The sequence below is a fragment of the Hydrogenophaga sp. H7 genome, assembly GCF_002025745.1.
Classification (GTDB): Bacteria; Pseudomonadota; Gammaproteobacteria; order Burkholderiales; family Burkholderiaceae_C; genus Hydrogenophaga; species Hydrogenophaga pseudoflava.
The window spans coordinates 109,832-134,891 of record NZ_MCIC01000015.1 but is presented as its reverse complement, the minus strand read 5'-3'; the positions used below and the strand labels follow the sequence as shown (position 1 = coordinate 134,891).

Below are 25,060 nucleotides of genomic sequence, written 5' to 3'. Positions count from 1 at the left end.
GCGGGTTCCTCAGGCCAGCACGACCACGCCGTCGGCGGCGCTCACGCCCAGGCCTTGTGCGCGCACGAACACCGGGTTGATCTCGGCCTCCACCAGGCGGTCGCCCAGTTGGGCCGCCATGCGGGAGAACGCCACGATGGCGTCCACCAGCGCCTCCACGTCTGCCTTGGGCCGGCCCCGGAAGCCATCGAGCAGCGGCCAGGTCTTGAGGTCTTTCGCCATCGACAAGGCATCGGCGCGGCTCAGCGCCTTGAGACCCTGCGCGTCCTGCGTCAGCAGGCGCATGGTGGTGTCCTTGAACAGCTCGGCCGTCACGCCGCCCATGCCCAGCAGCACGGCCGTGCCCAGTGCATCGCGGTGCATGCCCAGGATCAGCTCGGTGCCGCCGCCCACCATCTCCTGCACGAGGAAGCGGTCCGGGCGCACGCCGGCCTTGGCGTGCACGTCCGCGGTCATGGTGATCAGGCGCTCGCCCACGGTCTCGGGCGTGAGGCCGATGGCCACGCCCCCGACATCGCTCTTGTGCGTGATCTGCGACGACAGGATCTTGAGCACCACGCGGCCACCCAGCTCGCGCGCCGCGGCCTCGGCCTCGGCCGGCGTGGTGACGATGCGCTCGGCCGCACAGGGCACCTGGAAGCGCGCGAACAGCTGCTTGGCCTGGGCCTCGTCCAGCGAGCCCGAAGGCAGATCGCCCGTGTCGACGACACCCACCGTGTCCTTCTCTTCGACCGGTGCCACAAAGCTGCCCACCCTGAACATGGCGGCCAGCGCGGCGGTGCAGCTTTCGGCCGCCGCAAAGGCGGGCACGCCGTGGCGCGTGAGCAGGGCCCCCACGTCGGGCGCGTGCGGGCTCACATAGGCCATCACCGGTTTGTCCGAATCGGGCAGGCAGTCGCGGATGGCGTTGGCCATCAGCTCGGGCATGGCCAGGCTGGACGAGCCGACGATGATCACCAGTGCGTCGTAGCTCGGGCTGGCCAGCAGGGCGCGGATCGCGCCGCGCAGCAGGTCGGGCCGCAGCCCGGCCAGGGTCACGTCGATCGGGTTGCGGTCCAGCACGGCTTCGCTGCCGGTCTGCAGCGCGCGCAGGGCCTCGGCCGTGGCCGCGTCGGGTGCCGGGGTCTCGAAGCCCGCCACGCCCAGGTCGTCGGACACCAGCGTGCCGGCGCCGCCGGTGCTGGTGAGGATGGCCACGCGCTGCCCGCGCATGTGGCGGCCCGTGGCCAGGGCCACGGGGATGTCCAGCAGGTCGTTGAAGGTCCGCGCGCGGATCACGCCCACCTGCCGGAACAGCGCGTCGTACATGCGGTCGGCGCCCGCCATGGCGCCGGTGTGCGACACGGCGGCCTGGGCGCCCGCCTCCGAACGGCCGATCTTGAACGCCACCACCGGCTTGCCCTTGCCCGCCGCCTTCAGGCAGGCGGCACGGAACCTGGCCGGATCGCGCACGGTTTCGACGTACAGCGCAATCACCTGGGTGGCCGGGTCGTCGGCCAGGTGGTCGATGAAATCGGCCAGCTCCAGGTCCACCTCGTTGCTGGTGGAGATCAGCTTGGACAGGCCGATGCCCCGGGCCGCCGCCCGCGACAGCAGCGAGCCCAGGATGCCGCCACTCTGCGACACCACGCCGATGCCACCCACCGGGAACTCATCCATCTCCAGCGCGCCGGTGGCCGAGAGCACGATGCTGTCGGTGAGGTTCACCAGCCCGATGGTGTTGGGCCCCAGGATGCGCATGGGCCCGGCGGCCTGCACCAGCTGCTTCTGGCGGCGCGCCCCGTCTTCACCGGTCTCGGTGTAGCCGCTGGCCAGCACGATGGCCGCCGCGCAACCGCGCGCCGAGAGATCTTTCACCGCAAGGTGCGCACGCTCGGCACCCAGCAGCACGATGGCCACATCGGGCGTTTCCGGCAACGAGGCGATGTCGGCGTAACACGGCAGGTCGCCGATGCGGTCGGCCTTGGGGTTCACCGGCAGGATGCGGCCGGCATAGCCGTGCTTCTGCAGGTAGGCCACCGGGCGGCCGGCGGTTTTGGCCGGGTCGGCCGAGGCGCCGATGATGGCGACGCTGCGCGGGCGCAGCAGCCGGTCGATGGCGTTCGTGGGGGCAAAGACGGATGCGTCCATGGGTTCACTCCTTGCTGGCGGCCTTGGCCAGAAACGCTTCCACCGAGGCGCGGTGCTCGCTGCTGGTGTAGCAGATGCCCTGCGCCTGGCTGCCCTGCGCGAACACATCGTGCGAGCTGAGTTCGAAGCTCTGGTTGAGGATGGTCTTGGTCAGCGCGATGGCCGTGCTGGAGGCCTGGCTCAGCTCGGCGGCCCAGGCCTGGGCGTCGGCCAGCAGCGTGTCGGCGCCGGTCTTGCGGTCCACGATGCCCAGCGCCAGCGCTTCGTCCACCTTGACCTGGCGGCCAGTGAAGATGAGTTCCTTGGCCCTGGCCAGGCCCACGCGGCGCGGCAGGAAATACATGCCACCACCGTCCGGGACGATGCCGCGCAGCACATACGACCAGGCGAAACTCGCCCACTCGCTGGCGATGATGAAGTCGCAGGCCAGCGCGGTGTCGGCCCCCAGGCCGGAGGCCGCGCCATTGACCGCGGCGATCACGGGCTTGGGGCAGGTGTGCAGCAGGGCCTGCGTGTGGTGCACGCGCTGCTGGCGGTGCCAGCCGTTGAAGCCCACCTCGCCGGCCGGGGCGTTCATGCGCTTTTGCATGCCCGCAATGTCACCCCCGGCGCAGAAGCCCTTGCCGGCGCCGGTGAGCACCAGGGCGCGGATCGCCTTGTCGGCGGTCACCGACTCCAGTGCGTGGATGAATTCCGAGCGCATGCCGTCGCTCATGGCGTTGCGCTTATCGGGGCGGTTGAGGGTGAGCGTGGCAATGCCTTCGCTCACGGTCAGTTCAATCAGGGTGTAGTCCATGTCGGGCATCCGCGGCTCAGTCGGCCTTGATGTTGTTTTCCTTGACGATCTTTCTCCAGCGCGCCTCTTCGGTCTTCACATAACGGTCGAACTCCGCGGGATCGGACGCGTTGACGACCAGGCCTTCGTGCTCCACCTTCTTCACGAACTCGGGGCTTTGCGCGGCCTTCTTGATGGCGGCATTGAGCTTGGCGATCACGGGGGCCGGCGTGCCGGCGGGGACGAAGAAGCCGTACCAGCTCTCCACCGAGTAGCCGGGCACCGTGGCCGCCACGGTGGGCACCCCCTTGAACGCGGGCGACGGCTCGGGTGTGGTCACCGCCAGGGCGCGCAGCTTGCCCTGTTCCACCATGCTGGACACCGCGGCGGCGGTGCCGAAGAACAGGTCCACCTGGCCACCGAGCAGGTCGTTCATGGCCGGACCGGCGCCGCGGTAGGGGATGTGCAGCAGATCGGCCTTGGTGAGGTTGACGAACATTTCACCGGCCAGGTGGGCCGAGGTGCCGTTGCCCTGGGAGGCGTAGGTCAGCTTCTTGCCCGACTTCACGGCGTCCAGGATGTCCTTCACCGACTTGTACGGGCTTTCGGTGCGCACCACCAGCACGTTCGGGCCTTTGCCCACCAGGCTCACCGGCGCGAATGCGGTGTCGTTGTTGTAGGGCAGCTTGCTGAGCAGGCTGGGGTTCACCGCGTGCGCCATGGTGGCGATCACCAGGGTGTAGCCATCGGGCGCACTCTTGGCCACCAGGTCGGTGCCGATCACGGTGCCCGCACCGGGCTTGTTTTCGACGATCACCGTCTGCCCCAGCGCCTGCGACATGCCCAGGCCCAGGGTGCGGGCAATCAGGTCGGTGCCACCGCCAGGGGCGAACGGCACGACGATGCGCACCGGCTTGTCCGCCGGGTACTCGGCATGGGCCGCACCGGCGAACGCCGCCAGACTCAGGCACAGGCCGGTGGCCAGGCCGCGCAGGGAAATGGGAAAGAACTTCATGGGGTGTCTCCTGGGTGGAAAGGGGTCGGGAGCTGCCTCTGGTTCGGCGCCGCATCGACCGGTTGGGCGAGTCCTGAGCTTAGGACCGTGGGTCCTTTTTGAGACCCACGCAATTCCATTCAGTGGAATTTAGAATGACCCTCTGAACGAGTGAAATGCCACCCAGACACCTGGGCAAACCCTCGAAAGGCGCGCCATGAATCCGCTCGAAGAACACCCCGGCCGATCGGCTTCCAACCGCTCCCTCCTGCGTGGCGCCGACATCCTGCGCGCCTTCCGGCCGGGGTCGGACCTGCTGGGCAACAGCGAGATCGCGGAGCGCACCGGCCTGTCCAACTCCACGGTGAGCCGCCTGACCCAGACCCTGGTCGCGGCCGGCCTGCTGCAGCAGGACCGCGCCCGCCGCGCCTACCGGCTCGCGCCGCTGGTGCTCAGCCTGGGGCATGCGATGCGATCGGGCTCGCAGGTGCTGGCCATCGCCGCGCCGCGCATGCGCGCGCTGGCCGAGCGCGAACGCATCAACGTCGGTCTGGCCTACCCCGACCGGGACGAGATGGTCTACCTGGAGTCGATCCGCTACAACCGGCGCGTGGCTTTGCGCAATGTCGTGTCCGGCCAGCGCGTGCCCATGGAACTCACCTCGCTGGGCCGGGCGTACCTGGCGGCGGCGCCTGCGGGCCGCTACCGGCTGCTGGAGCCCATCTTCAAAAAGCGCAACGGCCGGCACTGGCCGGAGGTCAAAAAGGCCATCGAGGCGTCGATGGAGAGCATGAAGTCCAAGGGCTATTGCTGGGCCAGCTGGCAGCCCGAGGTCCTGGCGCTGGCCACGGCGTTCCCGTCCTCGGAAGGCCTCTGCGTCGTCAACGTCAGCATGTCCACACAGGAACCGCCCGAGCGCTGGATCAAGACCCTCGCCCCCCACCTGCTGCGCCTGAAAGAGGAGATCTGCCTGGAGCTGTCGAAGCTGCCCGAACCGTAAGGGTGTTCGGCGCGGCCTCCAGTCCACCAGACAGCCCGCAGTCGACCTCTCATTGGGCAGGGCCCCGTGCGCCGCCGCGCGGCGCCTCGCTCGCTGGACCGGTGCACCGGGGCGCCCTGCGCCGCTCATGTCCCCCGACGGCCTGCGGCCGTCTCCTCCTTTACTTCGCTCTGCAGGACACCCCGGCGCGCCGGTCCGGGGGTTGGCGCGCGTGGCGGCGGTCATTCACCTTTCGGATTGACCTGTTTCGGCCAGGAGCAGGCATTGGGAGATGACTGCTCCTGGGCGGTTCAATGCTCCGGCGTGCGGCCCAGTGCAAATCCGATCAGCCGCCGGCGCGCAACTCCCGCACGCCGCGGCCCAGCTTGCGTCGCAACAAGGCGCGCAGGGTCACGCCGTCGGAGTAGCCGATCTGCGCGGCGATCTGGTCGACGCTGTCGGTGCTGGTGCGCAGCAGATGAACAGCACGCTCGACGCGCAGATCCTGGAAATACGACAGTGGTGACCTACCCAACACGCCCTGCAGGCGTCGCGCCAAGGTGCGCTCGCTGGTCCCTGTTGCGACGGCCGCTTGTGCAAGAGAGAACCCGTGCGCGAGCCGCTGGCGGGCCCAGCTTTCGAAGCGCTCGACTACCGGGTCGGCGTGGGCAAGGTGATCGGGGATCACGAACTCCGCTTGCGAGCCGCGTGCCTCGACCAGCAGGTAACGCGCCGCCAGCGCCGCCAGCGTCGGGCTGCAGCTGCGCACGATGCTCAACGCCAGATCAAGGTGGGCCAAGGCGGCACCGGCCGTGGTGAAGCCGGCCGAGTTCACGAGCATGCGGGAATCATCGAGCAGCACGCGCGGATAGCGCTGCCGGAACATCGGCGCCAGCCACCATGAGGTCGTGGCGCGTTGACCGTCGAGCAGCGCGCTCTCCGCCAGCAAGAAGGTGCCGGTGCAGGCGGCACCGACCGCCGCTCCGGCGCCGGACCACTGCTGCAACGCGACGACCGCGTCGGCCACGTCCGCACATGCCAGCCGCGCCGCGAGCGTGTCCGGCATCTTGGCGCCAAGCGCGGGCATGAGCACGACGTCGGGGTTCTGCACACCGTGCACGGGCACCACGGGCACTGTCAGACCTTGCGCCGTGCGCACGCGGCGCTGCACGCCGACCAGCGTGACCTCGATAGGCGCTGGCGGCTGTTCGAGCGAGCCCGCCAGTGCGTTGGCCGTGCTGAGTGTGTCGGTCAGGGCCGCCAAGCCCAGGTCGAACACGCCATCCAAGACAAGCAGGTGAATTCGCATGGCAGAAATGATATCAATATTGTCTTTCCTGCCCCTCGTGGAAATTGCCGACACCGCTTAAGCTGCGGGCTCCCTGAAACACCCACCCGTAAAGACCAAGGATCACGCCATGACCAAGTTCGCCCTGTTCGTCCGTCTCGAAGCCAAACCCGGCCAGGAGGCCGCGGTTGCCGAATTCCTGGCCGGCGCGCTGCCGCTCGCCAACGCGGAGTCGGGCACCACCGCCTGGTTCGCCTTGAAGTTCGGCCCCTCGACCTTCGGCGTGTTTGACGCCTTTGCCGACGAGGCCGGGCGCGAGGCTCACCTGCAAGGCGCCATCGCCGCCGCATTGATGGCCAACGCCGCTGCGCTGCTGAGCACGCCGCCAGTCATCGAGAAAATCGATCTGCTGGCGGCGAAGTTGCCGGGCTGATAAGTCGCACCCATCACCGCACGCACCGCCGCACCGACACAGGCTTCGTCCTGACTCGACTGCGCAGCAGCCCAGGCGGAAACCCACATTCTCCCGGCTGACCGGGCGATGCCGGCTGGCCCCGGCAAGTTCCCGGTGATGCTGGTGGTGCAGGAGATCTTCGGCGTGCACGAGCACATCAAGGACATGTGCCGCCGCTACGCCAAGATGGGTGACTTCGCCATCGCGCCCGAGATGTTCGCCCGCCAGGGCGATGTGTCGAGGATGACCGACATCCCGGCCATCCTGTCGCAGGCGGTGTCCAAGGTGCCCGACGCCCAGGTCTGCGCCGACCTCGACGCCACCCTTGGCTTTGCACGCGCCAGCGGCCACGCCGACGCCAAGCGCACCGGCCTAGTGGGCTACTCCCGGGGCGGCCGCACGGCCTGGGTCTACGCCCGCCACAACGGCAACCTGAACGCCGCCGTGGCGTACGACGGCCTGCTCGAAGGCCTGAAGACGCCCGAGCTGCGCCCGCAGGACCCGATCGACTTCGCCGACGAGATCAGGGTGCCGGTGCTGGGCCTGTAATCCGGCATCGACGCCTTCGTCAAGCAGGAGACCATCGCCAAGATGCGCGGCCTGATCAACCAGGGCGGCAGCGGCTCGGAGATCGTGGTGTTCCCAAACGTCGACCACGGCTTCAACGCCGATTACCGGCCCACCTACGACAAGGCCGCCGCCACCTACGCGCAAAAGCTGGCGGGCGACTGGTTCAAGAAGTACCGCGTCTGACGCCAGGATGCACAGCCCCGCCGCCGGCAGTGCATCAACCCGCGCACACGGCAAGTAAAGATCGTGGCAGTGCCGCTGCGGCTTGCACCGACTTGCCTGGAGGGGCGTTCAGCCGGCAGCTTCAAGGTGGCGAGATCAGGACAGCGAATGTCCCCTCAGGGTCGAAACGAGACCCTGACCCCGCCATCCCGAGAAGACTCGACAAGCACGCGATCCCCGGTGGGCGCACCAACGCGAATCCAGGTCTGAGCTGGGATGGAGGGCGAAGCGAAGTAAAGGAGGAGGACCGGGCAAAGCCCGGTCCGGGGGGACATGAGCGCAGCCCTCCGCCCCAGCTCAGACCCGCCGCAGAAGCAGCCAAAGAAAAAAGCCTCGCCACGCCAAAGCGCAACGAGGCCATCCAGACAGTCAAAAAAGATTACTTGGCCGTCGGCATCACGAACTCGGCGCCCTTGCCAATCGATTCCGGCCAGCGCTGCATGATCGACTTCTGCTTGGTGTAGAAGCGCACGCCCTCTTCGCCATAGGCGTGCATGTCGCCAAACAGGCTCTTCTTCCAGCCACCAAAGCCCTGCCACGCCATCGGCACCGGGATCGGCACGTTGATGCCCACCATGCCCACCTGGATGCGGCGCGCGAACTCACGGGCCACGTTGCCATCACGGGTGAAGCAGCTCGTGCCGTTGCCGAACTCGTGGTCGTTGATGAGCTGCACGGCTTCACCGAAGTCGGCCACGCGCACGCAGCTGAGCACCGGGCCGAAGATCTCTTCCTTGTAGATCTTCATGTCGGTCGTCACGTGGTCGAACAGCGTGCCGCCCATCCAGAAACCGTTGTCGCAACCCTCCCCGGCCTGCTTGCCGTCGAAGCCGCGGCCATCGACCAGCAGCTGCGCGCCTTCGGCCTGGCCGGCGTCGATGTAGCCGCTGATGCGGGCATGCGCGGCGGCGGTGACGATGGGGCCCATCTCGGCAGCCAGGTTGGTGCCGTTGAGCACCTTCAGCGTCTTCGTGCGCTCGATCAGCTTGGGCATGATCTTCTCGGCCACGTCGCCCACCAGCACCGCCACGCTGATGGCCATGCAGCGCTCGCCGGCCGAGCCGTAGGCCGCGCCGACCAGGGCGTCCACCGCCTGGTCCAGGTCGGCATCGGGCATCACCACCATGTGGTTCTTGGCGCCGCCCAGGGCCTGCACGCGCTTGCCGTGGTGGGCGCCGGTTTCGTAGATGTAGTTGGCGATGGGGGTGGAGCCGACGAAGCTGATGGCCTTCACGTCCGGGTGCACCAGCAGCGCGTCCACGGCCTCCTTGTCACCGTGCACGACGTTGAACACACCATCGGGCAGACCGGCCTGCTTGAGCAGGTCGGCGATCAACAGCGACGGGGTCGGATCGGTCGGGCTGGGCTTGAGCACGAAGGTGTTGCCAGCGGCAATCGCCACCGGGAACATCCACATGGGCACCATGACCGGGAAGTTGAACGGCGTGATGCCGGCCACCACGCCCAGGGGCTGGCGGATGGTCCAGTTGTCCATGCCGGTGGAGACCTGGTCGGTGAAGTCGCCCTTGAGCAGCTGCGGGATGCCACAGGCGAACTCGATGATGTCGATGCCGCGGGCCACTTCGCCCTGCGCGTCGGTGAAGACCTTGCCGTGCTCGGCGGTGATGGCGTGGGCCAGCTCGTCCTTGTGCTGGTTGACCAGCTCCAGGAACTTGAACATCACGCGGGCGCGGCGGATCGGCGGCGTGTCGGACCAGGCGGGGAACGCGGCCTGCGCGGCGGCCACCGCGGCATCCACGTCCGCGGCGTTGGCCAGCGGCACCTGGCCGGTGACGGCGCCGGTGGCGGGGTTGGTCACGGTCTGGCTGCGCGTGGCGCTGCCGGCGAAGCGGGCGCCCGCGACGTAGTGCGGAATGTCGGTGACGGCGGGGTGGCGTGCGTTCATGAATGTGTCTCCGGTGGATGAATGCCCGCAGTCTAGGAACCGGACCTCGTCGATACAAGACCGAAACCTTGAATTGATTGTTCACATTGGTGAACAATCGGACCATGAACGAACAGAAGATCCATGAGCTGTGGGGCCACGTGCACTGGCTCACCGTGCTGGACCAGCAGGGCAGCTACACGGCCGCTGCCGCGCGGCTGGGTGTGAGCAAGGCGGCCATGAGCCAGCGCATCGCCGAGCTGGAGCGGTTGGCCGGCGTGGCCCTGGTGCAGCGCACCACGCGCAGCGTGCGCCTGACCGAGGCCGGCCAGCGGCTGGCCGACCAGGCCCGCCCGGCTTTCGACCAGATCGCGCAGAGCGTGGCCCAGGTGCGCGATCTGGCCGGTGCGCCGCGCGGCCTGATCCGGCTGACCGCGCCGGTGGCGCTGGCGCGGCAGCAGCTGGTGCCGCGGCTGGCCGAGTTCTTGCGCCAGCACCCGGAGGTGCGCATCGAGCTGAACCTGTCGGACCGGCTGTCCTCGCTGGCCACCGAGGGCTTCGACCTCGCGATCCGCCACACCGCCCACCCGCCGGACACGCACGTGGCCTGGACGCTGTGCGCCACGCACTCGGTGCTGGTGGCCAACCGCGCCTACCTGCGGCGCCAGGGCACGCCGAAACACCCGGCCGATCTGGTGGAACACAACTGCCTGCACTACCCGCGCTCGCAGGACAACCCGGCCTGGACGCTGGAGCCGCGCGATGCTCGCCTGGGCGAGCGCGTGACGGTGCAGGTGCGCGGCTCGCTGGCCGCCAACAACAGCGAGGCGCTGCGCGACGCGGCCCTGGACGGGCTGGGCATCGCGCTGCTGCCGGACTTCAGCGCGCAGGCGGCCCTGAAAGCCGGCAAGCTGGTGGAGGTGCTGCCCGGCTGGACGCCGGTGGGCTCGTTCGCCGACCGGCTTTACGCGATCCGCCCATATTCGGCCCACGTGCCGCTGGCGGTGTCGGCGCTGGTGAACTTCCTGCGCGAGGCGCTGGCGGACGGGTTCGGCGATCTGGAGAGCGCTCCCCAAAACACCGGACATACATCACGACACAAAACCTAGGGTTTACCCTATACTGCAGTGCAGCAAATCCGCTGTTGTCATCAGGAGCGTGTCATGAGCACTGCAACCTTTTCCCATTCCGCCCACTTTCTGAGCACCGTCCGCGAAATGTTCGCCGGCTGGTTCGACTCGCGCACGGCCAAGACGGCCCGCCCCCTGACCCGCTTCGAAGAAGCCGAGCAGCTGCGCGCCATGGCCGACGACGTGGCCCAGAGCGATCCGGCGTTCGCGCAAGACCTTTACGCGGCAGCCGATCGCCATGAACTGGCCTGACACCTCGACGGAGTGCGTGTCTGCACTCCAGGGGTATCGCGGAACCGGCTTTGCCGGGCCGCAGATGCCGTTCCCCCCTCCCCGCCCCGCAGGCGCGCCAGAGAGGGGGAAGCCGCGTCAGCGGCGCAGGGGGGAGAGCACGCTCCCTACGTCAACAGCCATTCGTGCGCCGGGTCGTTCTTGAAGCCCCAGAAGCGGTTCGGCCCTGCCATCACGTTGGGGTAGTCGAGGGCGGGCAGCGCGTGGTGTTCTATGCCAGCCGCACCATGTCGCACGGCCACGAGACCACCACCGGAGTCATCAGCACCGCCGGCACGCGGCAGGTGGGCATGGGCACGCACCTCAGCCGTGTGCAATAACGCGTTGCGGGCGGTGAGCGCCTAGCACCGCTGAGGCTCACCGAGGCCACGCGCATCGGCCAGGCGATCACGCAGTCGCTGCGGACCGGTCTGCCGGTGACGTGCTGAAGCGCCACGCCACCACCAGTGCCATGGACTGGCCTGGCGCCACCTCGGTCCAGCCGGGCTGGCCGGGCAAATGCGCGGCGTCGATGGGGTGGCTGATCGGCTCGAAGCAGAACACCGGCGGTTCGGCCGGCGCGTAGAGCAGGCAGTCCGGGCGCGCCTGCGAACCGTCGGGCAGCGTCAGCGTGCTGTGCATGCGCAGCGCCAGGTCGCGCTCGGGCCATTCGATCAGCGCCTCGCCGTCCCAGCCACCGAACCCGTTGTCGATCACGAGGCGGTCCACCAGCGCGCCCTGGCCCAGGTTCCAGCCTTCGGGGAAGTCGGTGGTGTAGCCGGTCGGGATCTTGTCGGGCCGGGCCAGCCACACGCCATCGACGCGGGCGCTCAGGCGGCACCCGGGCGTGCGCGTGAACCAGGGGTGCTGGGCCAGGCCGAAGGGCAGCGGATGTTCGCCCCGGTTGGTCACGCTCAGCGACTGCACCATGCCCCCGTCGACCAAGCTGAACGACTGGCTGGCCTCGTAGTGGTACGGGCTGCCGCCGTAGCCCGCGCTGCGCAGCTGCATCTGCACACCGTCGTCTTCGCTGGAACGGGTCAGCTGCCAGGGCTGCAGCCAGCCGTCGCCGTGGATCGGGTACGGGTCGTCGGGCGTGTTGGGCGCCAGCGCATGGAAGCGCCCGGCGTGCTCGAAGCCGCCGCCGCTGATGCGGTTGGACCAGGGCAGCAGCGGGTAGCTGGCCAGCGCCTGCATGCGCGGGGTGCGGCCATCCCACGCCCGCCAGAGGTCGACCGGCTCGCCACCGCGCACCCACTGCCAGGCCACGACTCCGCCGCCGGCCCCGGGCATCACGGCCAGCCGCTGCGCGTGCTGTTCGATCCAGTGCACGCCGCCAAAACTCTGTTCGCCCATGGTCTGCTCCTGTGGTGGGTGCGATGAAGATCAGCCCGCGAAGGGCGATGCGGGAAGGCCCGCCACACCCGGTCGCACGGCGAACAGGCCGCCGGCCAGCGGCTCGCGGGCCAGCGCCGCCTCGTCCAGGCTGAAGCGCGCGGAGGTGATGAACAGGGTCGAGAGGTCCGGCCCGCCGAAGGTGCACGAGGTCACCTGGCTCACCGGCAGGCGCACCCGCGCCAGCTCCTGCGCGGTGTCGGGGTCGTGGCAGGAGACGCAGCCGCCGCCCCAGTGGCAGATCCACACCCGCCCCAGCGCATCGGTGGTCATGCCATCGGGCACGCCGTCCTCCGGCGCGAACTGCAGCCAGAGGCGGCGCCCGCCGATCTCGCCGGTGTCGGGATCGCTGTCGTAGGCCAGCACCTGGCCGTTGACGGTGTCGTTGAACAGCATGGTCCGGCCCTGGGCGATCCAGGTCGGGCCATTGGTGACGGCGAAGCCTTCGTCCATGCGCGCCCAGGCGCCGTCGGCCCCGACGCGGTAGAGCGAGCCGGTGGGCAGCGCGCAGCCGAAGTCCATGCTGCCCATCCACCAGCGCCCTGCGGCGTCGCAGCGGGCGTCGTTGAAGCGGTTGTCGCTGCGTTCGGGTTCGGGCTTGCACAGGTAGCGCGGCGGCTGGCCCGGCTGGTCGGGGTTCCAGAACGCCGGCCCCCGGCGCAGCGCGATCGCCAGGCCCTCGCCGGTGCGACGCTCGGCCAGCGCCGACACCTCCTCGTCAAAGGTCCAGCTCTGCCGCGCGCCGGTGGCGGGATCGAGCCGGTGGATGTGGCGCGAGAGGATGTCTACCCAGAACAGGCACCGCCGCGACACCGACCAGAGCCCGCCCTCGCCCAGCACCGCCGCCGCCGGCCAGAGGCAGCGCACCTCGTCGGTCACCTGGAAGGGCTCGCGGTGGGCGGGTACGGAAGGCAGGCGCGGCATGGTGTCTCCAAGGGCGGGGCTTGACGTTCGGCGCATTATGCGTTCAGATTGATATCTGTTTGATTGCAATTTTGATTTTTCAGATATCTATTTATATATGTCACTCCACAACAACCCCGACGTCCCCGCCGCCAGCGCGCTGGCCGCCCGCTACCCCAGCCTGCAGGGCCGCCGGGTGTTCGTCACCGGCGGCGCCACCGGCATCGGTGCGGCGGTCGTGGCGGCCCTGGCCCGCCAGGGCGCCCAGGTCGCCTTTGTCGATGTGGCGGCGTCCGCCGCCGAAGCACTCTCGCAGCAACTGGCCGACGAGGGGCACGCCCGCCCCTGGTGGCGCGCGGTCGACGTCAAGGACATCGCCGCGCTGCAGGCCGCCATCGCGGACGCGGCGGCCGCCCTGGGCGACTTCGGCGTGCTGGTCAACAACGTGGCCAGCGACGACCGCCACCGCCTGGAAGACCTCACCCCCGCCTACTTCGACGAGCGCATGGCCATCAACCAGCGCCCCGCCCTGTTCGCGGTGCAGTCGGTGGTGCCCGGCATGCGCCGCCTGGGCGGCGGCTCGGTGATCAACTTCGGCTCCATCGGCTGGCAGACCAAGAACCCGGACTACCCCTGCTACGCCATCGCCAAGTCGTCGGTGAACGGGCTCACCCGCGGGCTGGCCGCCTCGCTGGGCAAGGACCACATCCGCGTCAACACCATCACCCCGGGCTGGGTGATGACCGAGCGGCAGGTGCGGCTGTGGCTGGACGCCGCGGGCGAACAGGAGATTGCGCGCAACCAGTGCCTGCCCGACCAGCTGCGGCCAGACCACGTGGCCAGCATGGTGCTGTTCCTGGCGGCCGACGATTCGGCGATGTGCACCGCGCAGGAGTTTGTCGTGGACGGCGGCTGGACCTGAAGCGATGCCCCCTTCCAGGGGCACCGAGGAACCGGCTCCGCCGGGCCTCTGGTGCCGTCCCCCTCCCGCCGAAGGCGAGAGAGGGGGAAGACGCGAAGCGGCGCAGGGGGTGCATCAGGCGGACAGCCTGATGCCATACTGCGTCAGACAGGTCTGCTTGAGCGCCTTCATCATCACCTTGGCGCCGGGCGAGAGCAGGCGGTCGGTGCGGGTGATGAGGCCGAAGGCGTCCATGTGGCAGGGCATGTCCATGGGCAGCACGCTCAGCAGCCCGTGCGAGGCGTAGTAGTTCGCCACCTCGCTCGCCACCACGCCCACCATGTCGCTCTGCTGCAGCATGCGCGTCATGAACAGCAGGGCCGAGGTCTCGATGGTGTTGATCGGCGGGCTCAGCCCCTCCTGCTGGAACATCAGGTCGAAGCGGTGGCGCAGCACGCTGCCGGCCGGCGGCACGATCCAGCCCGCGCCGTGCACGTCGCGCAGGCTCAGGTTGCTCACCCCCATCAGCGGATGCCCCGGGCGCGTCACGGCAGACACCAGCTCCCCGGTCAGCGGCTCGTAGGCCAGGTTGCCCTTGTCGTGTTCGGCGAACAGGCGCCCCACCACGATGTCCAGCTTGCCCTGCTCCAGCCGGTCCAGCAGCACCGGGCTGGTCTCGATCTCCAGCGAAATTCGCAGATTGGGGTGCTCCTGCTTGACCAGGGCCACCGCCGGCGGCAGCAGGCTCAGGCCGGGCGACGTGATGGCGCCGATGCCCACCTGGCCGAAATGACCGGTCTTGAGCGCCAACAGCTCATCGTGCGCCTGGTTCAGGCTGGCCAGCGCCATGCGCGCGTGGCGGATCATGGTCTCGCCGTACCAGGTGGGGCTCATGCCCCGGGGCAGGCGCTCGAACAGCGGCACGCCCAGCACCTCCTCCAGGTCCTTGAGCAGCTTGGACGCGGCCGGCTGGGTCATGCTCAGCACCTGGGCCGCGCGGTGGATGTTGCCCTCCTCGGCCAGGGCCACCAGCAGAAGCAGCTGGCGGGTCTTGAGCCGGGCGCGGATGAACCAGTGGTTGTAGTTGCTCATCGGGGGTTTTCGAGAATGCCAAGAAAGATATCAATTTTGTCTGAAAAACGATTGGATTGATATTAAAAACGCTCCTAGACTGCCGGCCAACGTCACCACTGGGCATCAGCAAGCACATGAAACTCGGCGAGATCCGGCACCAGCCGCGGCACCTGATCAATGGCCGCTGGGTCAGCGGTGCCACCACCGGCATCAGCGTCAACCCCTCGGACACGCGGGAGGTGGTGGCCGAGTTCGCCCGCGCCGACCGCAACCAGACCGAACTGGCGATCGCCGCCGCGGCCGACGCCCTGCCGCAGTGGAGCCTGAGCACCCCGCAGCGCCGCGCCGACGCGCTGGACCTGGCCGGCAGCGAGCTGCTGGCGCGCAAGGACGAACTGGGCGAGCTGCTGGCGCGCGAGGAAGGCAAGACCCTGCCCGAGGCCATCGCCGAGGTCGCGCGGGCCGGCAACATCTTCAAGTTCTTCGCCGGCGAGGCGCTGCGCATCGGCGGCGAGACCCTGGCCTCGGTGCGACCCGGGGTGCAGGTCGACATCACCCGCGAGCCGGTCGGCGTGGTCGCGGTGATCGCGCCCTGGAACTTTCCCTTCGCCATCCCCGCCTGGAAGATCGCGCCGGCCTTGGCCTACGGCAACACCGTGGTGTTCAAGCCGGCCGAGCTGGTGCCCACCTGCGGCTGGGCGCTGGCCGAAATCCTCAGCCGCTGCGGCCTGCCCGCCGGCACCTTCAACCTCATCATGGGCAGCGGCCGCGAGGTCGGCCAGACCCTGGTGGAGCACCCGCGGGTGAACGCGGTGAGCTTCACCGGCTCGGTGTCCACCGGGCGCCGCATCCTCGCCACCACCGCCGCGCGCCAGGCCAAGGTCCAGCTGGAAATGGGCGGCAAGAACCCGCTGATCGTGCTGGCCGACGCCGACCTGGACCAGGCGGTGGACTGCGCGCTGCAGGGCTCGTACTTCTCCACCGGCCAGCGCTGCACCGCGTCCAGCCGCCTGATCGTGGAGGCGCCGGTGCACGACGCCTTCGTCGCCCGGCTGACCCAGCGCCTGGCCGCGCTGAAGGTGGGCCACGCCCTCACCCGCGGCACCGAGATGGGCCCGGTGGTCGACGGCGCCCAGCTGGAGCAGAACCTGTCCTACATGGCCATCGGCGCGGACGAAGGCGCCGAGCACGTTTTCGGCGGCGAGCGCCTGGAGCGCGAGACCCCCGGCCACTACATGAGCCCTGCGCTGTGGCTGGCCGAACCCGGGCACCGCATCGCCCGCGAAGAGATCTTCGGTCCCATCGCCTGCGTGCTGCGGGCCGACGACTACGGGCACGCGCTCGAACTGGCGAACGACACGCCGTTCGGTCTGTGTGCCGGCCTCTGCACCACCTCGCTCAAGCACGCGACGCACTTCCGTCGCCACGCGCAGGTGGGCATGACCATGGTGAACCTGCCGACCGCCGGCGTGGATTTCCATGTTCCGTTCGGCGGACGCAAGGACTCCAGCCACGGATCCCGGGAACAAGGCCGCTACGCGGCGGAGTTCTATACCACCGTCAAGACCAGTTACATGCTGGCCTGACCTTTAGCTTCAACCAACCAGAGACAGGAGACAGACAACATGAAACAACTGCAACGCCGCACCCTGGTGACCGCGCTGGCCGCCGCCCCCGTGGCCCTGATGCTGCCGGGTGGTGCCTTCGCGCAGAAGCCCATCGTGCTGGGCTTCAGCCAGATCGGGGCCGAGTCGGAGTGGCGCACCGCCAACTCCGAGTCGATCAAGTCCTCGGCCAAGGAAGCCGGCATCGAACTGAAGTTCGCCGACGCCCAGCAGAAGCAGGAGAACCAGATCAAGGCCATCCGCTCCTTCATCGCCCAGAAGGTCGACGTGATCGCCTTCTCGCCGGTCGTGGAAAGCGGCTGGGGCGCCGTGCTGCGCGAAGCCAAGGCCGCCAAGATCCCGGTGATCCTGACCGACCGCGCCGTCAACGAGAAGGACGAGTCGCTGTGGGTGAGCTTCATGGGCTCGGACTTCGTGGAAGAAGGCCGCAAGGCCGGTCGCTGGCTGGTCGAGAAGATGAAGGACCAGAAGGGCGAGGTCAACATCGTCGAGCTGCAGGGCACCGTGGGCTCGGCGCCGGCCATCGACCGCAAGAAGGGCTTCGAGGAAATCATCAAGGCCGATCCGAAGTTCAAGATCATCCGCAGCCAGACCGGCGACTTCACCCGCGCCAAGGGCAAGGAAGTGATGGAAGCCTTCCTGAAGGCCGAGGGCAAGAAGATCAACGTGCTCTACGCGCACAACGACGACATGGCCATCGGCGCGATCCAGGCCATCGAAGAAGCCGGCATGAAGCCCGCCAAGGACATCGTGATCATCTCCATCGATGCGGTGAAGGGCGCCTTCGAAGCCATGATCGCCGGCAAGCTCAACGTCAGCGTCGAATGCAGCCCGCTGCTCGGCCCCCAGCTGATGCAGGCCGTCAAGGACCTCAAGGCCGGCAAGACGCTGCCGCGCCGCATCGTGACCGAAGAAGGCATCTTCCCCATGGAGACCGCCGCCGCCGAGTTCCCCAAGCGCAAGTACTGATCCCCCTACAACAACCAGACCGCCGCGCGGACGACCGCGCGGCACCACCCCCGAGGAGACCCACTTGAACATCCCCAACCGCCGCCACGTGCTTTGCGCCGTCGCGCTGGCCGCTGCGGCCTTCACCACCGGCGCTTTCGCGCAGGACAAAGGCACCATCGGCATCTCCATGCCCACCAAGTCGTCCGCGCGCTGGATTGCCGACGGCGACAACATGGTCAAGGTCCTCAAGGACCGCGGCTACAAGACCGACCTGCAGTACGCCGAGGACGACATCCCGAACCAGCTGGCGCAGATCGAGAACATGATCACCAAGGGCGTGAAGGTGCTGGTGATCGCCTCCATCGACGGCACCACGCTGTCCAAGGCGCTGCAGAACGCGGCCGACAAGGGCGTCAAGGTCATCGCCTACGACCGCCTGATCAAGGGCAGCAAGAACGTCGACTACTACGCCACCTTCGACAACTTCCAGGTCGGCGTGCAGCAGGCCACCTCCATCGTCGACAAGCTCGGCCTCAAGCAGGGCAAGGGCCCGTTCAACATCGAGCTGTTCGGCGGTTCGCCCGACGACAATAACGCCTTCTTCTTCTACGACGGCGCCATGAGCGTGCTCAAGCCCTACATCGACAGCGGCAAGCTGGTGGTGCGCAGCAAGCAGATGGGCATGGACAAGGTCGGCACGCTGCGCTGGGACGGCGCCGTGGCCCAGGCCCGCATGGACAACCTGCTCTCGGCCTTCTACGGCAAGGACAAGGTGCACGCGGTGCTGAGCCCGTACGACGGCCTGTCCATCGGCATCCTGTCCTCGCTCAAGGGCGTGGGCTACTGCACGGCGCAACAGCCCTGCCCCGTCGTCAGCGGCCAGGACGCCGAGATCCCCTCGGTCAAATCCATCCTGAAGGGCGAGCAGTACTCGACCATCTTCAAGGACACGCGGGAGCTGGCCAAGGTCACGGCCAACATGGTGGACGCCACGCTCTCGGGCAAGCAGCCTGAGATCAACGACACCAAGACCTACAACAACGGCGTGAAGGTGGTGCCCAGCTACCTGCTCAAGCCGGTGCCGGTCGACGCGGGCAACTGGAAGAAGGTGCTGGTGGACAGCGGCTACTACAAGGAATCGCAGCTCAAGTGAGCGGCCTGCTGCCGGGAGCCTGACCGACAGGGCTCCCGGCCCCCTGTGTACCGAGGAATCCGCCTTGCAAACCCTTCTGGAAATGCGGTCCATCCGCAAGACCTTCCCCGGCGTGGTCGCGCTCAACCAGGTCAACCTGCGCGTGCGCGCCGGCGAGATCCATGCCCTGGTGGGTGAAAACGGCGCCGGCAAGTCCACGCTCATGAAAGTGCTCTCGGGGGTCTACCCCTCGGGCAGCTACGCCGGCCAGATCCTGTTCGACGGCCAGGAGCACCACTTCGGCGGCATCCACGACAGCGAACAGCTGGGCATCATCATCATTCACCAGGAGCTGGCCCTGGTGCCGCTGCTGTCGATCACCGAGAACGTGTTCCTCGGCAACGAGATCGCGCACCGCGGCGTGATCGACTGGATGGCCGCGCACCGCCAGACACAGGAGCTGCTGCGCAAGGTGGGCCTGAAAGAGTCGCCCTCGACCCGCATCACCGATCTGGGCGTGGGCAAGCAGCAGCTGGTGGAGATCGCCAAGGCGCTGTCCAAGCAGGTCAAGCTGCTGATCCTGGACGAGCCCACCGCCAGCCTGAACGAAAACGACAGCCAGGCCCTGCTGGACCTGCTGCTCGAACTCAAGGCCCAGGGCATCACCTGCATCCTGATTTCCCACAAGCTCAACGAGATCGCCCGCGTGGCCGACTCGGTGACCATCCTGCGCGACGGCAGCACGGTGGAGACCATCGACTGCCAGGGCGCGCCCGTCAGCGAAGACCGCGTGATCCGCGGCATGGTGGGCCGCGAGATGGCCGACCGCTACCCGCGCCGCACGCCCGACATCGGCGAGACCGTGTTCGAGGTGCGCGACTGGCGGGTGCACCACCCGCAGCACGCCGACCGCGAGGTCATCAAGGGCGTGAACCTGCAGGTGCGGCGCGGCGAGATCGTCGGCATCGCCGGCCTCATGGGCGCCGGCCGCACCGAGTTCGCCATGAGCGTGTTCGGCCGCGCCTGGGGCCAGCGCATCAGCGGCGAGGTGCGGCTGCACGGCCAGCCCATCGACGTGAGCACCGTCGGCAAGGCGGTCGCGCACGGCCTGGCCTACGTGACCGAGGACCGCAAGGGCAACGGCCTGGTGCTGGCCGAAGACATCCAGTTCAACACCTCGCTGGCCCGCCTGGAGGCCGTCTCGCGCGCCGGCGTCATCGACGATGGCCGCGAGTACAGCGTGGCCCAGGGCTACCGCGAGAAGCTGCGCATCCGCTGCTCGGGTGTGGGCCAGAAGACGGTCAACCTCTCCGGCGGCAACCAGCAGAAGGTGGTGCTGAGCAAATGGCTCTTCACCGAACCCGAGGTGCTCATCCTCGACGAGCCCACGCGCGGCATCGACGTGGGCGCCAAGTACGAGATCTACACCCTCATCGCCCAGCTGGCGGCCGAGGGCAAGTGCGTGATCGTGATCTCTTCCGAAATGCCCGAACTGCTGGGCCTGTCCGACCGCATCTACGTGATGAACGAAGGCCGCTTCGTCGCCGAGATGCCGGTCGCCGAGGCCTCCCAGGAAAAGATCATGCGCGCCATCGTGACCAGCCACTGAACCCCATGGAACAACAACACTCCCCCGCGGCCCTTGCGGCGCCGTCCGACAGCCGCCCCGTGCTGGACTTCCTCAAGCACAACTTCCGCGAGTACGGCATGCTGATCTCGCTGGTCGCGATCATGGCCTTCTTCCAGGTCATGACCGAAGGCACGCTGATGCAGCCGCTGAACCTGACCAACCTGGTGCTGCAGAACAGCTACATCGTCATCATGGCGCTGGGCATGTTGCTGGTCATCGTGGCCGGCCACATCGACCTCTCGGTGGGCTCGGTCTGCGGCTTCATCGGGGCGCTGGCCGCCGTGCTGATGGTCAGCTACGAGTGGCACTTCGTGCCCGCCTCGCTGGTGTGCCTGCTGGTCGGTGGCGTGATCGGCGGTGCGCAGGGCTGGTTCGTGGCCTTCTTCCGCATCCCCTCCTTCATCGTCACCCTGGCCGGCATGCTGGTGTTCAAGGGCCTGGCGCTGGCGCTGCTGCAGGGCCAGTCCATCGGACCCTTCCCCGAGGAGTTCCAGATGCTCAGCTCCGGCTTCATCCCGGATCTGTTCAGCGGCGAAAGCCTGCGCCTGACCTCGCTGCTGATCGGCGTCGCCGCCGCCGTGCTGCTGGCCCTGTCCAGCCTGCGCGCGCGCAACAACCAGCTCAAGCACGGCATCGAGACCGAGCCCTTCGGCCTGTTCGCGCTCAAGCTGGCCGTGTTCGCCGGTCTGCTGGTGTTCTTCAGCTACATGCTGGCCTCGTACAAGGGCCTGCCCAATGTGCTGGTGGTGATGGCGCTGCTGATCGTGGCCTTCGACTTCCTCACGGCGCGCACCATCGTGGGCCGCCGCATCTACGCCCTGGGGGGCAACGAAAAGGCGGCCAAGCTCTCGGGCATCAAGACCGAGCGGCTGACGTTCGCCACCTTCGTCACCATGGGCGTGCTGGCCGCGCTGGCCGGCCTGGTGTTCGCGGCGCGCCTGAACACCGCAACCCCCAAGGCCGGCCTGGGCTTCGAGCTGGACGTGATCGCGGCCTGCTTCATCGGCGGTGCCTCGGCCTCGGGCGGCGTGGGCAAGGTGATGGGCGCGGTGATCGGCGCGTTCATCATGGGCGTGATGAACAACGGCATGTCCATCATGGGCATCGGCATCGACTACCAGCAGGTCATCAAGGGCCTGGTGCTGCTGGCCGCCGTGTTTGTCGACGTCTACAACAAGAACAAGTCATGAGCAGCGCCACCACTTCTCCTGTGCTGCAGCTCTCGGGCGTGGGCATGCGCTTCGGGCGCGTCCACGTGCTGCAGGACGCCCAGCTGCGCCTGTTCCCCGGCGAGGTCCATGCGCTGATGGGCCAGAACGGTGCCGGCAAGTCGACCCTGATCAAGGTGCTGACCGGCGTGGTCACACCCGTCGCCGGCCAGATGCGCCTGGGCAACGACACGGGCTGGCCCGCGTCGCCGCTGCACGCGCAGCAGCAGGGCATCAGCACGGTCTACCAGGAGGTCAACCTCTGCCCCAACCTCACGGTGGCCGAGAACATCTTCGCCGGCCGCTACCCGCGCCACCCGGCGTGGCAGTGCCGACGCATCGACTGGGCCGCCACGCGCGAAGGTGCCCGCCGCCTGCTGGCGCGTGTGGGCCTGGACATCGACGTCACCCGGCGGCTCTCGGACTACCCGGTGGCCATCCAGCAGCTGGTGGCGATTGCGCGCGCCCTGGGCATCGACGCCCGCGTGCTGATCCTGGACGAACCCACCTCCAGCCTGGACGACGACGAGGTCAAGGGCCTGTTCCAGGTGCTGCGGCGCCTGCGCGAGGAAGGCCTGGCCATCCTGTTCGTCACCCACTTCCTGGACCAGGTCTACGCCATCTCCGACCGGATCACCGTGCTGCGCAACGGCCGCTGGATCGGCGAATGGACAACCCGTGAACTGCCGGCACAGGCCTTGATCGAGGCCATGGTGGGCCGCGAGATGGGCCCGGCCACGGCGCCCGCCGCCGCCAGCGAAGCATCGGCCAGCGACACCCCGGCCCTGCTGCAGACCGAGGGTCTGGCGCGCGCGGGCAGCATCCAGCCCACCGACCTGGCGATCCGCCCCGGCGAGGTGCTGGGCATCGCCGGCCTGCTGGGAGCGGGCCGCACCGAGCTGGCGCGCCTGCTGTTCGGCCTGGACAGCCCCGACGCGGGGATGCTGCGCATCGACGGCGAGGTGGTGCGCTTTTCCAACCCGGTCGACGCCATCGCGCGCGGCCTGGCCATGTGCCCCGAAGAGCGCAAGACCGAAGGCATCTTTGCCGACCTCTCGGTGCGCGAGAACATCGCCATCGCGCTGCAGGCCATGCGCGGCCTGCGCCGCCCGCTGCCGCTGGCCGAGCAGCGCGAGATGGCCGATCGCTACATCGCGCTGCTGGGCATCCGCACACCGGGCGCCGAGACGCCGGTGGGCCAGCTCTCGGGCGGCAACCAGCAGAAGGTGGTGATCGCCCGCTGGCTGGCCACCGCGCCGCGCCTGCTGATCCTGGACGAGCCCACACGCGGCATCGACGTGGCGGCCAAGCAGGAAATCATGGACCAGATCCTGCGCCTGGCCGCGCAGGGCATGGCGGTGGTCTTCATCTCGTCCGAGATGAGCGAGGTGGTCCGGGTGTCGCAGCGCATCCTGGTCCTGCGCGACCGCCGCCCCATCGGCGAGCTGCCGGCCGGCAGCAGCGAAGACGCCGTGTACGAACTGATTGCCGACGAACATGTCTGAAACCCCCTCTCGTGTAAATGCCCTGCTGGGCCACCGCCTCACCTGGCCCCTGGTCACGCTGGCCCTGCTGCTGCTGGTCAACGTGGTCGCCAACGAACGCTTCCTGCACATCGAGTGGCGCGACGGCCACCTCTACGGCAGCCTGATCGACATCCTCAACCGCGCGGCGCCGCTGATCCTGGTCTCGCTGGGCATGACGCTGGTGATCGCGATGCGCGGCATCGACATCTCGGTCGGCGCCGTGGTCGCGATCTCGGCCGCCGTGGCCGCCTGGATGATCGGCGGCTCGGTCGACGGCGCCACCACCCGCCTGCCCCTGGGCGTGGCCATCACCGGTGCGCTCGCGGTGGCCATGCTGTGTGGTCTGTGGAACGGCGCGCTGGTGGCCGGCATCGGCATGCAGCCCATCATCGCGACGCTGATCCTGATGGTCGCGGGCCGGGGCATCGCCCAGCTCATCACCGACGGCCAGATCATCACCATCTACTACCAGCCCTACTTCTATATCGGGGGCGGTTACCTGCTGGGCCTGCCGTTCTCGCTCTACGTCTGGGTCGGTGTGCTGGCCCTGCTGGCCGGTCTGCTCTACAAGACGCCGCTGGGCGTGTTCGTGCAGGCGGTGGGCGTCAACCCCGCGGCGGCGCGTGTGGCCGGCATCCGCGCACGGCAGCTGACCGCGGCGGCCTATGTGTTCTGCGGCTTCTGCGCCGGCGTGGCGGGCCTGCTGATCAGCTCCAACGTCAAGAGCGCCGACGGCAACAACGCCGGCCAACTGATGGAGCTGGACGCCATCCTCGCCGTCACGCTGGGCGGCACCTCGCTGGCCGGCGGCCGCTTCAGCCTGCTGGGCACGCTGATCGGTGCCCTCATCATCCAGACCCTCACCTACGCGATCTACTCGCTGGGCGTTCCGCCCGAGATCAACCTGGTGGTCAAGGCCGCGGTGGTGTTCGTGGTGATGCTGCTGCAGTCGCCCGAGTTCCGCGCCCAGGTGTGGGCGCTGGCCCGCCGCCCCTCGCTGCCCGGAGGTGCCGCATGAGCGCCACACCCAACACCCTGGGCCGCCTGGACCTGCGCTTCCTGCCGCTGGCCGCCACGGTGGGCCTGTTCCTGCTGATGGGGCTGGCCGGTTCGCTGAGCTACACCGGTTTTTTCTCGGCGCAGGTGTTCCTCAACCTGCTGATCGACAACGCCTTCCTGCTTATCGTGGCGGTGGGCATGACCTTCGTCATCCTCAGCGGCGGCATCGACCTCTCGGTGGGTTCGGTGGTCGCGCTCTCGACCATGGTGCTGGCCACCCTGATCGAGCACCACGGCTGGTCGCCGCTGCCCGCCATCGGCGTGGTGCTGGTGATGGGCGTGTCCTTCGGCGCCTTCATGGGCTTCCTGATCGAGCGCTTCCGGCTGCAGCCCTTCATCGTCACGCTGGCGGGCATGTTCCTGGCGCGCGGCCTGTGCTACCTGATCAGCATCGACTCGATCAGCATCGGCAACGAGGCCTATTCGAACCTCGCCTACTGGCGGCTGGAACTGGCCGAGGGCGCCTCGATCAGCCTGGGCGCGCTGATCGCCATCGCCTGCCTGGCGCTGGCCCTGTTCGCGGCCCACAGCAGCACCTTCGGCCGCACGGTCTACGCCATCGGCGGCAGCGAACACTCGGCCATCCTCATGGGCCTGCCGGTGCGGCGCACCCTGGTCGGCGTCTACGCGGTCTCGGGCCTGTGCGCGGCGCTCGGCGGCGTGGTCTTCACCTTCTACACGCTCTCGGGCTACGGCCTGCACGCCGTCGGAATGGAGCTGGACGCGATCGCCGCCGTGGTCATCGGCGGCACGCTGCTGACCGGCGGCGTGGGCTACGTCTTCGGCACGCTGTTCGGCGTGCTCACCCTGGGCCTGATCCAGACCCTCATCACCTTCGACGGCACGCTCAGCTCCTGGTGGACGCGCATCGTCGTCGGCCTGCTGCTGTTCCTGTTCTGCCTGCTGCAGCGCCTCATGGTGCGCCGCCCCGGCGCAGGCTCCCACTAAACCCCCACCCC

General features: G+C 68.4%; 21 protein-coding genes and 2 pseudogenes. 14 read left to right on the top strand and 9 right to left on the bottom strand.

Annotated features, from left to right (window positions below; all coding sequences use genetic code 11):
- Window positions 1–9: 9 nt before the first annotated feature.
- The 3 genes from BC358_RS11985 to BC358_RS11975 are packed head-to-tail and all read right to left on the bottom strand — an operon-like array spanning window position 10 to window position 3,920.
- A complete protein-coding gene (locus BC358_RS11985; RefSeq protein ID WP_079366002.1) occupies window positions 10–2,130 on the bottom strand; it encodes an acetate--CoA ligase family protein in 2,121 nt (706 codons plus the stop codon).
- A gap of 4 nt (window positions 2,131–2,134) precedes the next feature.
- Window positions 2,135–2,926, bottom strand: coding sequence for an enoyl-CoA hydratase/isomerase family protein (locus tag BC358_RS11980; protein ID WP_079366217.1), 792 nt, complete (start codon window positions 2,924–2,926; stop codon window positions 2,135–2,137).
- A gap of 16 nt (window positions 2,927–2,942) precedes the next feature.
- On the bottom strand, window positions 2,943–3,920 hold the full coding sequence (locus tag BC358_RS11975) for a tripartite tricarboxylate transporter substrate binding protein (protein WP_079366001.1): 978 nt from the start codon (window positions 3,918–3,920) through the stop codon (window positions 2,943–2,945).
- A 196-nt stretch (window positions 3,921–4,116) separates the two neighbouring features.
- On the opposite strand from BC358_RS11975, the gene BC358_RS11970 reads away from it, so the two are divergent.
- Window positions 4,117–4,899 carry an IclR family transcriptional regulator gene (locus tag BC358_RS11970; protein WP_079366000.1) on the top strand — a complete coding sequence of 261 codons (783 nt, stop codon included), beginning with the start codon at window positions 4,117–4,119 and terminating at the stop codon, window positions 4,897–4,899.
- A gap of 325 nt (window positions 4,900–5,224) precedes the next feature.
- Here the strand turns inward: BC358_RS11970 and BC358_RS11965 are convergent, their stop codons facing one another.
- Window positions 5,225–6,187, bottom strand: coding sequence for a GlxA family transcriptional regulator (locus tag BC358_RS11965; RefSeq protein ID WP_079365999.1), 963 nt, complete (start codon window positions 6,185–6,187; stop codon window positions 5,225–5,227).
- 109 nt (window positions 6,188–6,296) lie between these two features.
- On the opposite strand from BC358_RS11965, the gene BC358_RS11960 reads away from it, so the two are divergent.
- Together BC358_RS11960 and BC358_RS11955 are read left to right on the top strand one after the other, a co-directional pair.
- Window positions 6,297–6,599: a putative quinol monooxygenase gene (locus BC358_RS11960; RefSeq protein ID WP_079365998.1), complete on the top strand. Its 303-nt coding sequence runs from the start codon at window positions 6,297–6,299 to the stop codon at window positions 6,597–6,599.
- Between the two features lie 108 nt (window positions 6,600–6,707).
- Window positions 6,708–7,373 (top strand): annotated as a pseudogene (locus BC358_RS11955) (dienelactone hydrolase family protein).
- Window positions 7,374–7,791: 418 nt separating this feature from the next.
- Here the strand turns inward: BC358_RS11955 and BC358_RS11950 are convergent.
- Window positions 7,792–9,318: a CoA-acylating methylmalonate-semialdehyde dehydrogenase gene (locus BC358_RS11950; protein WP_079365997.1), complete on the bottom strand. Its 1,527-nt coding sequence runs from the start codon at window positions 9,316–9,318 to the stop codon at window positions 7,792–7,794.
- Window positions 9,319–9,422: 104 nt separating this feature from the next.
- Between BC358_RS11950 and BC358_RS11945 the strand changes: the two genes are divergently transcribed.
- Together BC358_RS11945 and BC358_RS11940 are read left to right on the top strand one after the other, a co-directional pair.
- Window positions 9,423–10,406 carry a LysR family transcriptional regulator gene (locus tag BC358_RS11945; RefSeq protein ID WP_079365996.1) on the top strand — a complete coding sequence of 328 codons (984 nt, stop codon included), beginning with the start codon at window positions 9,423–9,425 and terminating at the stop codon, window positions 10,404–10,406.
- A gap of 54 nt (window positions 10,407–10,460) precedes the next feature.
- On the top strand, window positions 10,461–10,679 hold the full coding sequence (locus tag BC358_RS11940; protein ID WP_079365995.1) for a hypothetical protein: 219 nt from the start codon (window positions 10,461–10,463) through the stop codon (window positions 10,677–10,679).
- A 146-nt stretch (window positions 10,680–10,825) separates the two neighbouring features.
- On the opposite strand, the pseudogene BC358_RS21855 reads toward BC358_RS11940, so the two are convergent.
- The 3 genes and pseudogenes from BC358_RS21855 to BC358_RS11925 form a co-directional block, all read right to left on the bottom strand.
- Window positions 10,826–10,909, bottom strand: a pseudogene (locus BC358_RS21855) (5-deoxy-glucuronate isomerase); the annotation flags it as partial.
- A 196-nt stretch (window positions 10,910–11,105) separates the two neighbouring features.
- Complete coding sequence (locus BC358_RS11930; protein WP_079365993.1) at window positions 11,106–12,053, bottom strand: aldose 1-epimerase; 948 nt, start codon at window positions 12,051–12,053, stop codon at window positions 11,106–11,108.
- A gap of 30 nt (window positions 12,054–12,083) precedes the next feature.
- Window positions 12,084–13,016 carry an SMP-30/gluconolactonase/LRE family protein gene (locus tag BC358_RS11925; RefSeq protein WP_066150799.1) on the bottom strand — a complete coding sequence of 311 codons (933 nt, stop codon included), beginning with the start codon at window positions 13,014–13,016 and terminating at the stop codon, window positions 12,084–12,086.
- A gap of 97 nt (window positions 13,017–13,113) precedes the next feature.
- On the opposite strand from BC358_RS11925, the gene BC358_RS11920 reads away from it, so the two are divergent.
- Entirely contained in the window at window positions 13,114–13,917 is an 804-nt protein-coding gene (locus BC358_RS11920; protein ID WP_079365992.1) for an SDR family NAD(P)-dependent oxidoreductase, read from the top strand.
- A 114-nt stretch (window positions 13,918–14,031) separates the two neighbouring features.
- On the opposite strand, the gene BC358_RS11915 is transcribed toward BC358_RS11920, so the two are convergent.
- Entirely contained in the window at window positions 14,032–14,988 is a 957-nt protein-coding gene (locus BC358_RS11915) for a LysR substrate-binding domain-containing protein (RefSeq protein ID WP_079365991.1), read from the bottom strand.
- 116 nt (window positions 14,989–15,104) lie between these two features.
- Here BC358_RS11915 and BC358_RS11910 point away from each other — a divergent pair, with 116 nt between their 5' ends.
- The 8 genes from BC358_RS11910 (at window position 15,105) to yjfF (ending at window position 25,049) form a co-directional block, all read left to right on the top strand.
- On the top strand, window positions 15,105–16,556 hold the full coding sequence (locus BC358_RS11910) for an aldehyde dehydrogenase family protein (protein WP_079365990.1): 1,452 nt from the start codon (window positions 15,105–15,107) through the stop codon (window positions 16,554–16,556).
- A gap of 39 nt (window positions 16,557–16,595) precedes the next feature.
- Window positions 16,596–17,564 (top strand): ABC transporter substrate-binding protein, encoded by a 969-nt coding sequence (locus tag BC358_RS11905; RefSeq protein WP_066150787.1) that lies wholly within the window; start codon window positions 16,596–16,598, stop codon window positions 17,562–17,564.
- A 70-nt stretch (window positions 17,565–17,634) separates the two neighbouring features.
- On the top strand, window positions 17,635–18,699 hold the full coding sequence (chvE, locus tag BC358_RS11900; RefSeq protein WP_218669491.1) for a multiple monosaccharide ABC transporter substrate-binding protein: 1,065 nt from the start codon (window positions 17,635–17,637) through the stop codon (window positions 18,697–18,699).
- Between the two features lie 82 nt (window positions 18,700–18,781).
- Complete coding sequence (gene mmsA, locus BC358_RS11895) at window positions 18,782–20,287, top strand: multiple monosaccharide ABC transporter ATP-binding protein (RefSeq protein WP_079365988.1); 1,506 nt, start codon at window positions 18,782–18,784, stop codon at window positions 20,285–20,287.
- Window positions 20,288–20,292: 5 nt separating this feature from the next.
- The gene (gene mmsB / locus BC358_RS11890) at window positions 20,293–21,498 is read left to right on the top strand and encodes a multiple monosaccharide ABC transporter permease (RefSeq protein ID WP_079365987.1); all 1,206 of its coding nucleotides are present in this window, start codon (window positions 20,293–20,295) and stop codon (window positions 21,496–21,498) included.
- Window positions 21,495–23,021 carry a sugar ABC transporter ATP-binding protein gene (locus tag BC358_RS11885; protein ID WP_079365986.1) on the top strand — a complete coding sequence of 509 codons (1,527 nt, stop codon included), beginning with the start codon at window positions 21,495–21,497 and terminating at the stop codon, window positions 23,019–23,021. The genes mmsB and BC358_RS11885 overlap by 4 nt, the downstream gene beginning before the upstream one ends.
- On the top strand, window positions 23,014–24,060 hold the full coding sequence (locus BC358_RS11880; RefSeq protein ID WP_079365985.1) for an ABC transporter permease: 1,047 nt from the start codon (window positions 23,014–23,016) through the stop codon (window positions 24,058–24,060). The genes BC358_RS11885 and BC358_RS11880 overlap by 8 nt, the downstream gene beginning before the upstream one ends.
- Window positions 24,057–25,049: a galactofuranose ABC transporter, permease protein YjfF gene (gene yjfF, locus BC358_RS11875; protein ID WP_079365984.1), complete on the top strand. Its 993-nt coding sequence runs from the start codon at window positions 24,057–24,059 to the stop codon at window positions 25,047–25,049. The genes BC358_RS11880 and yjfF overlap by 4 nt, the downstream gene beginning before the upstream one ends.
- The last annotated feature ends 11 nt before the right edge of the window (window positions 25,050–25,060 follow it).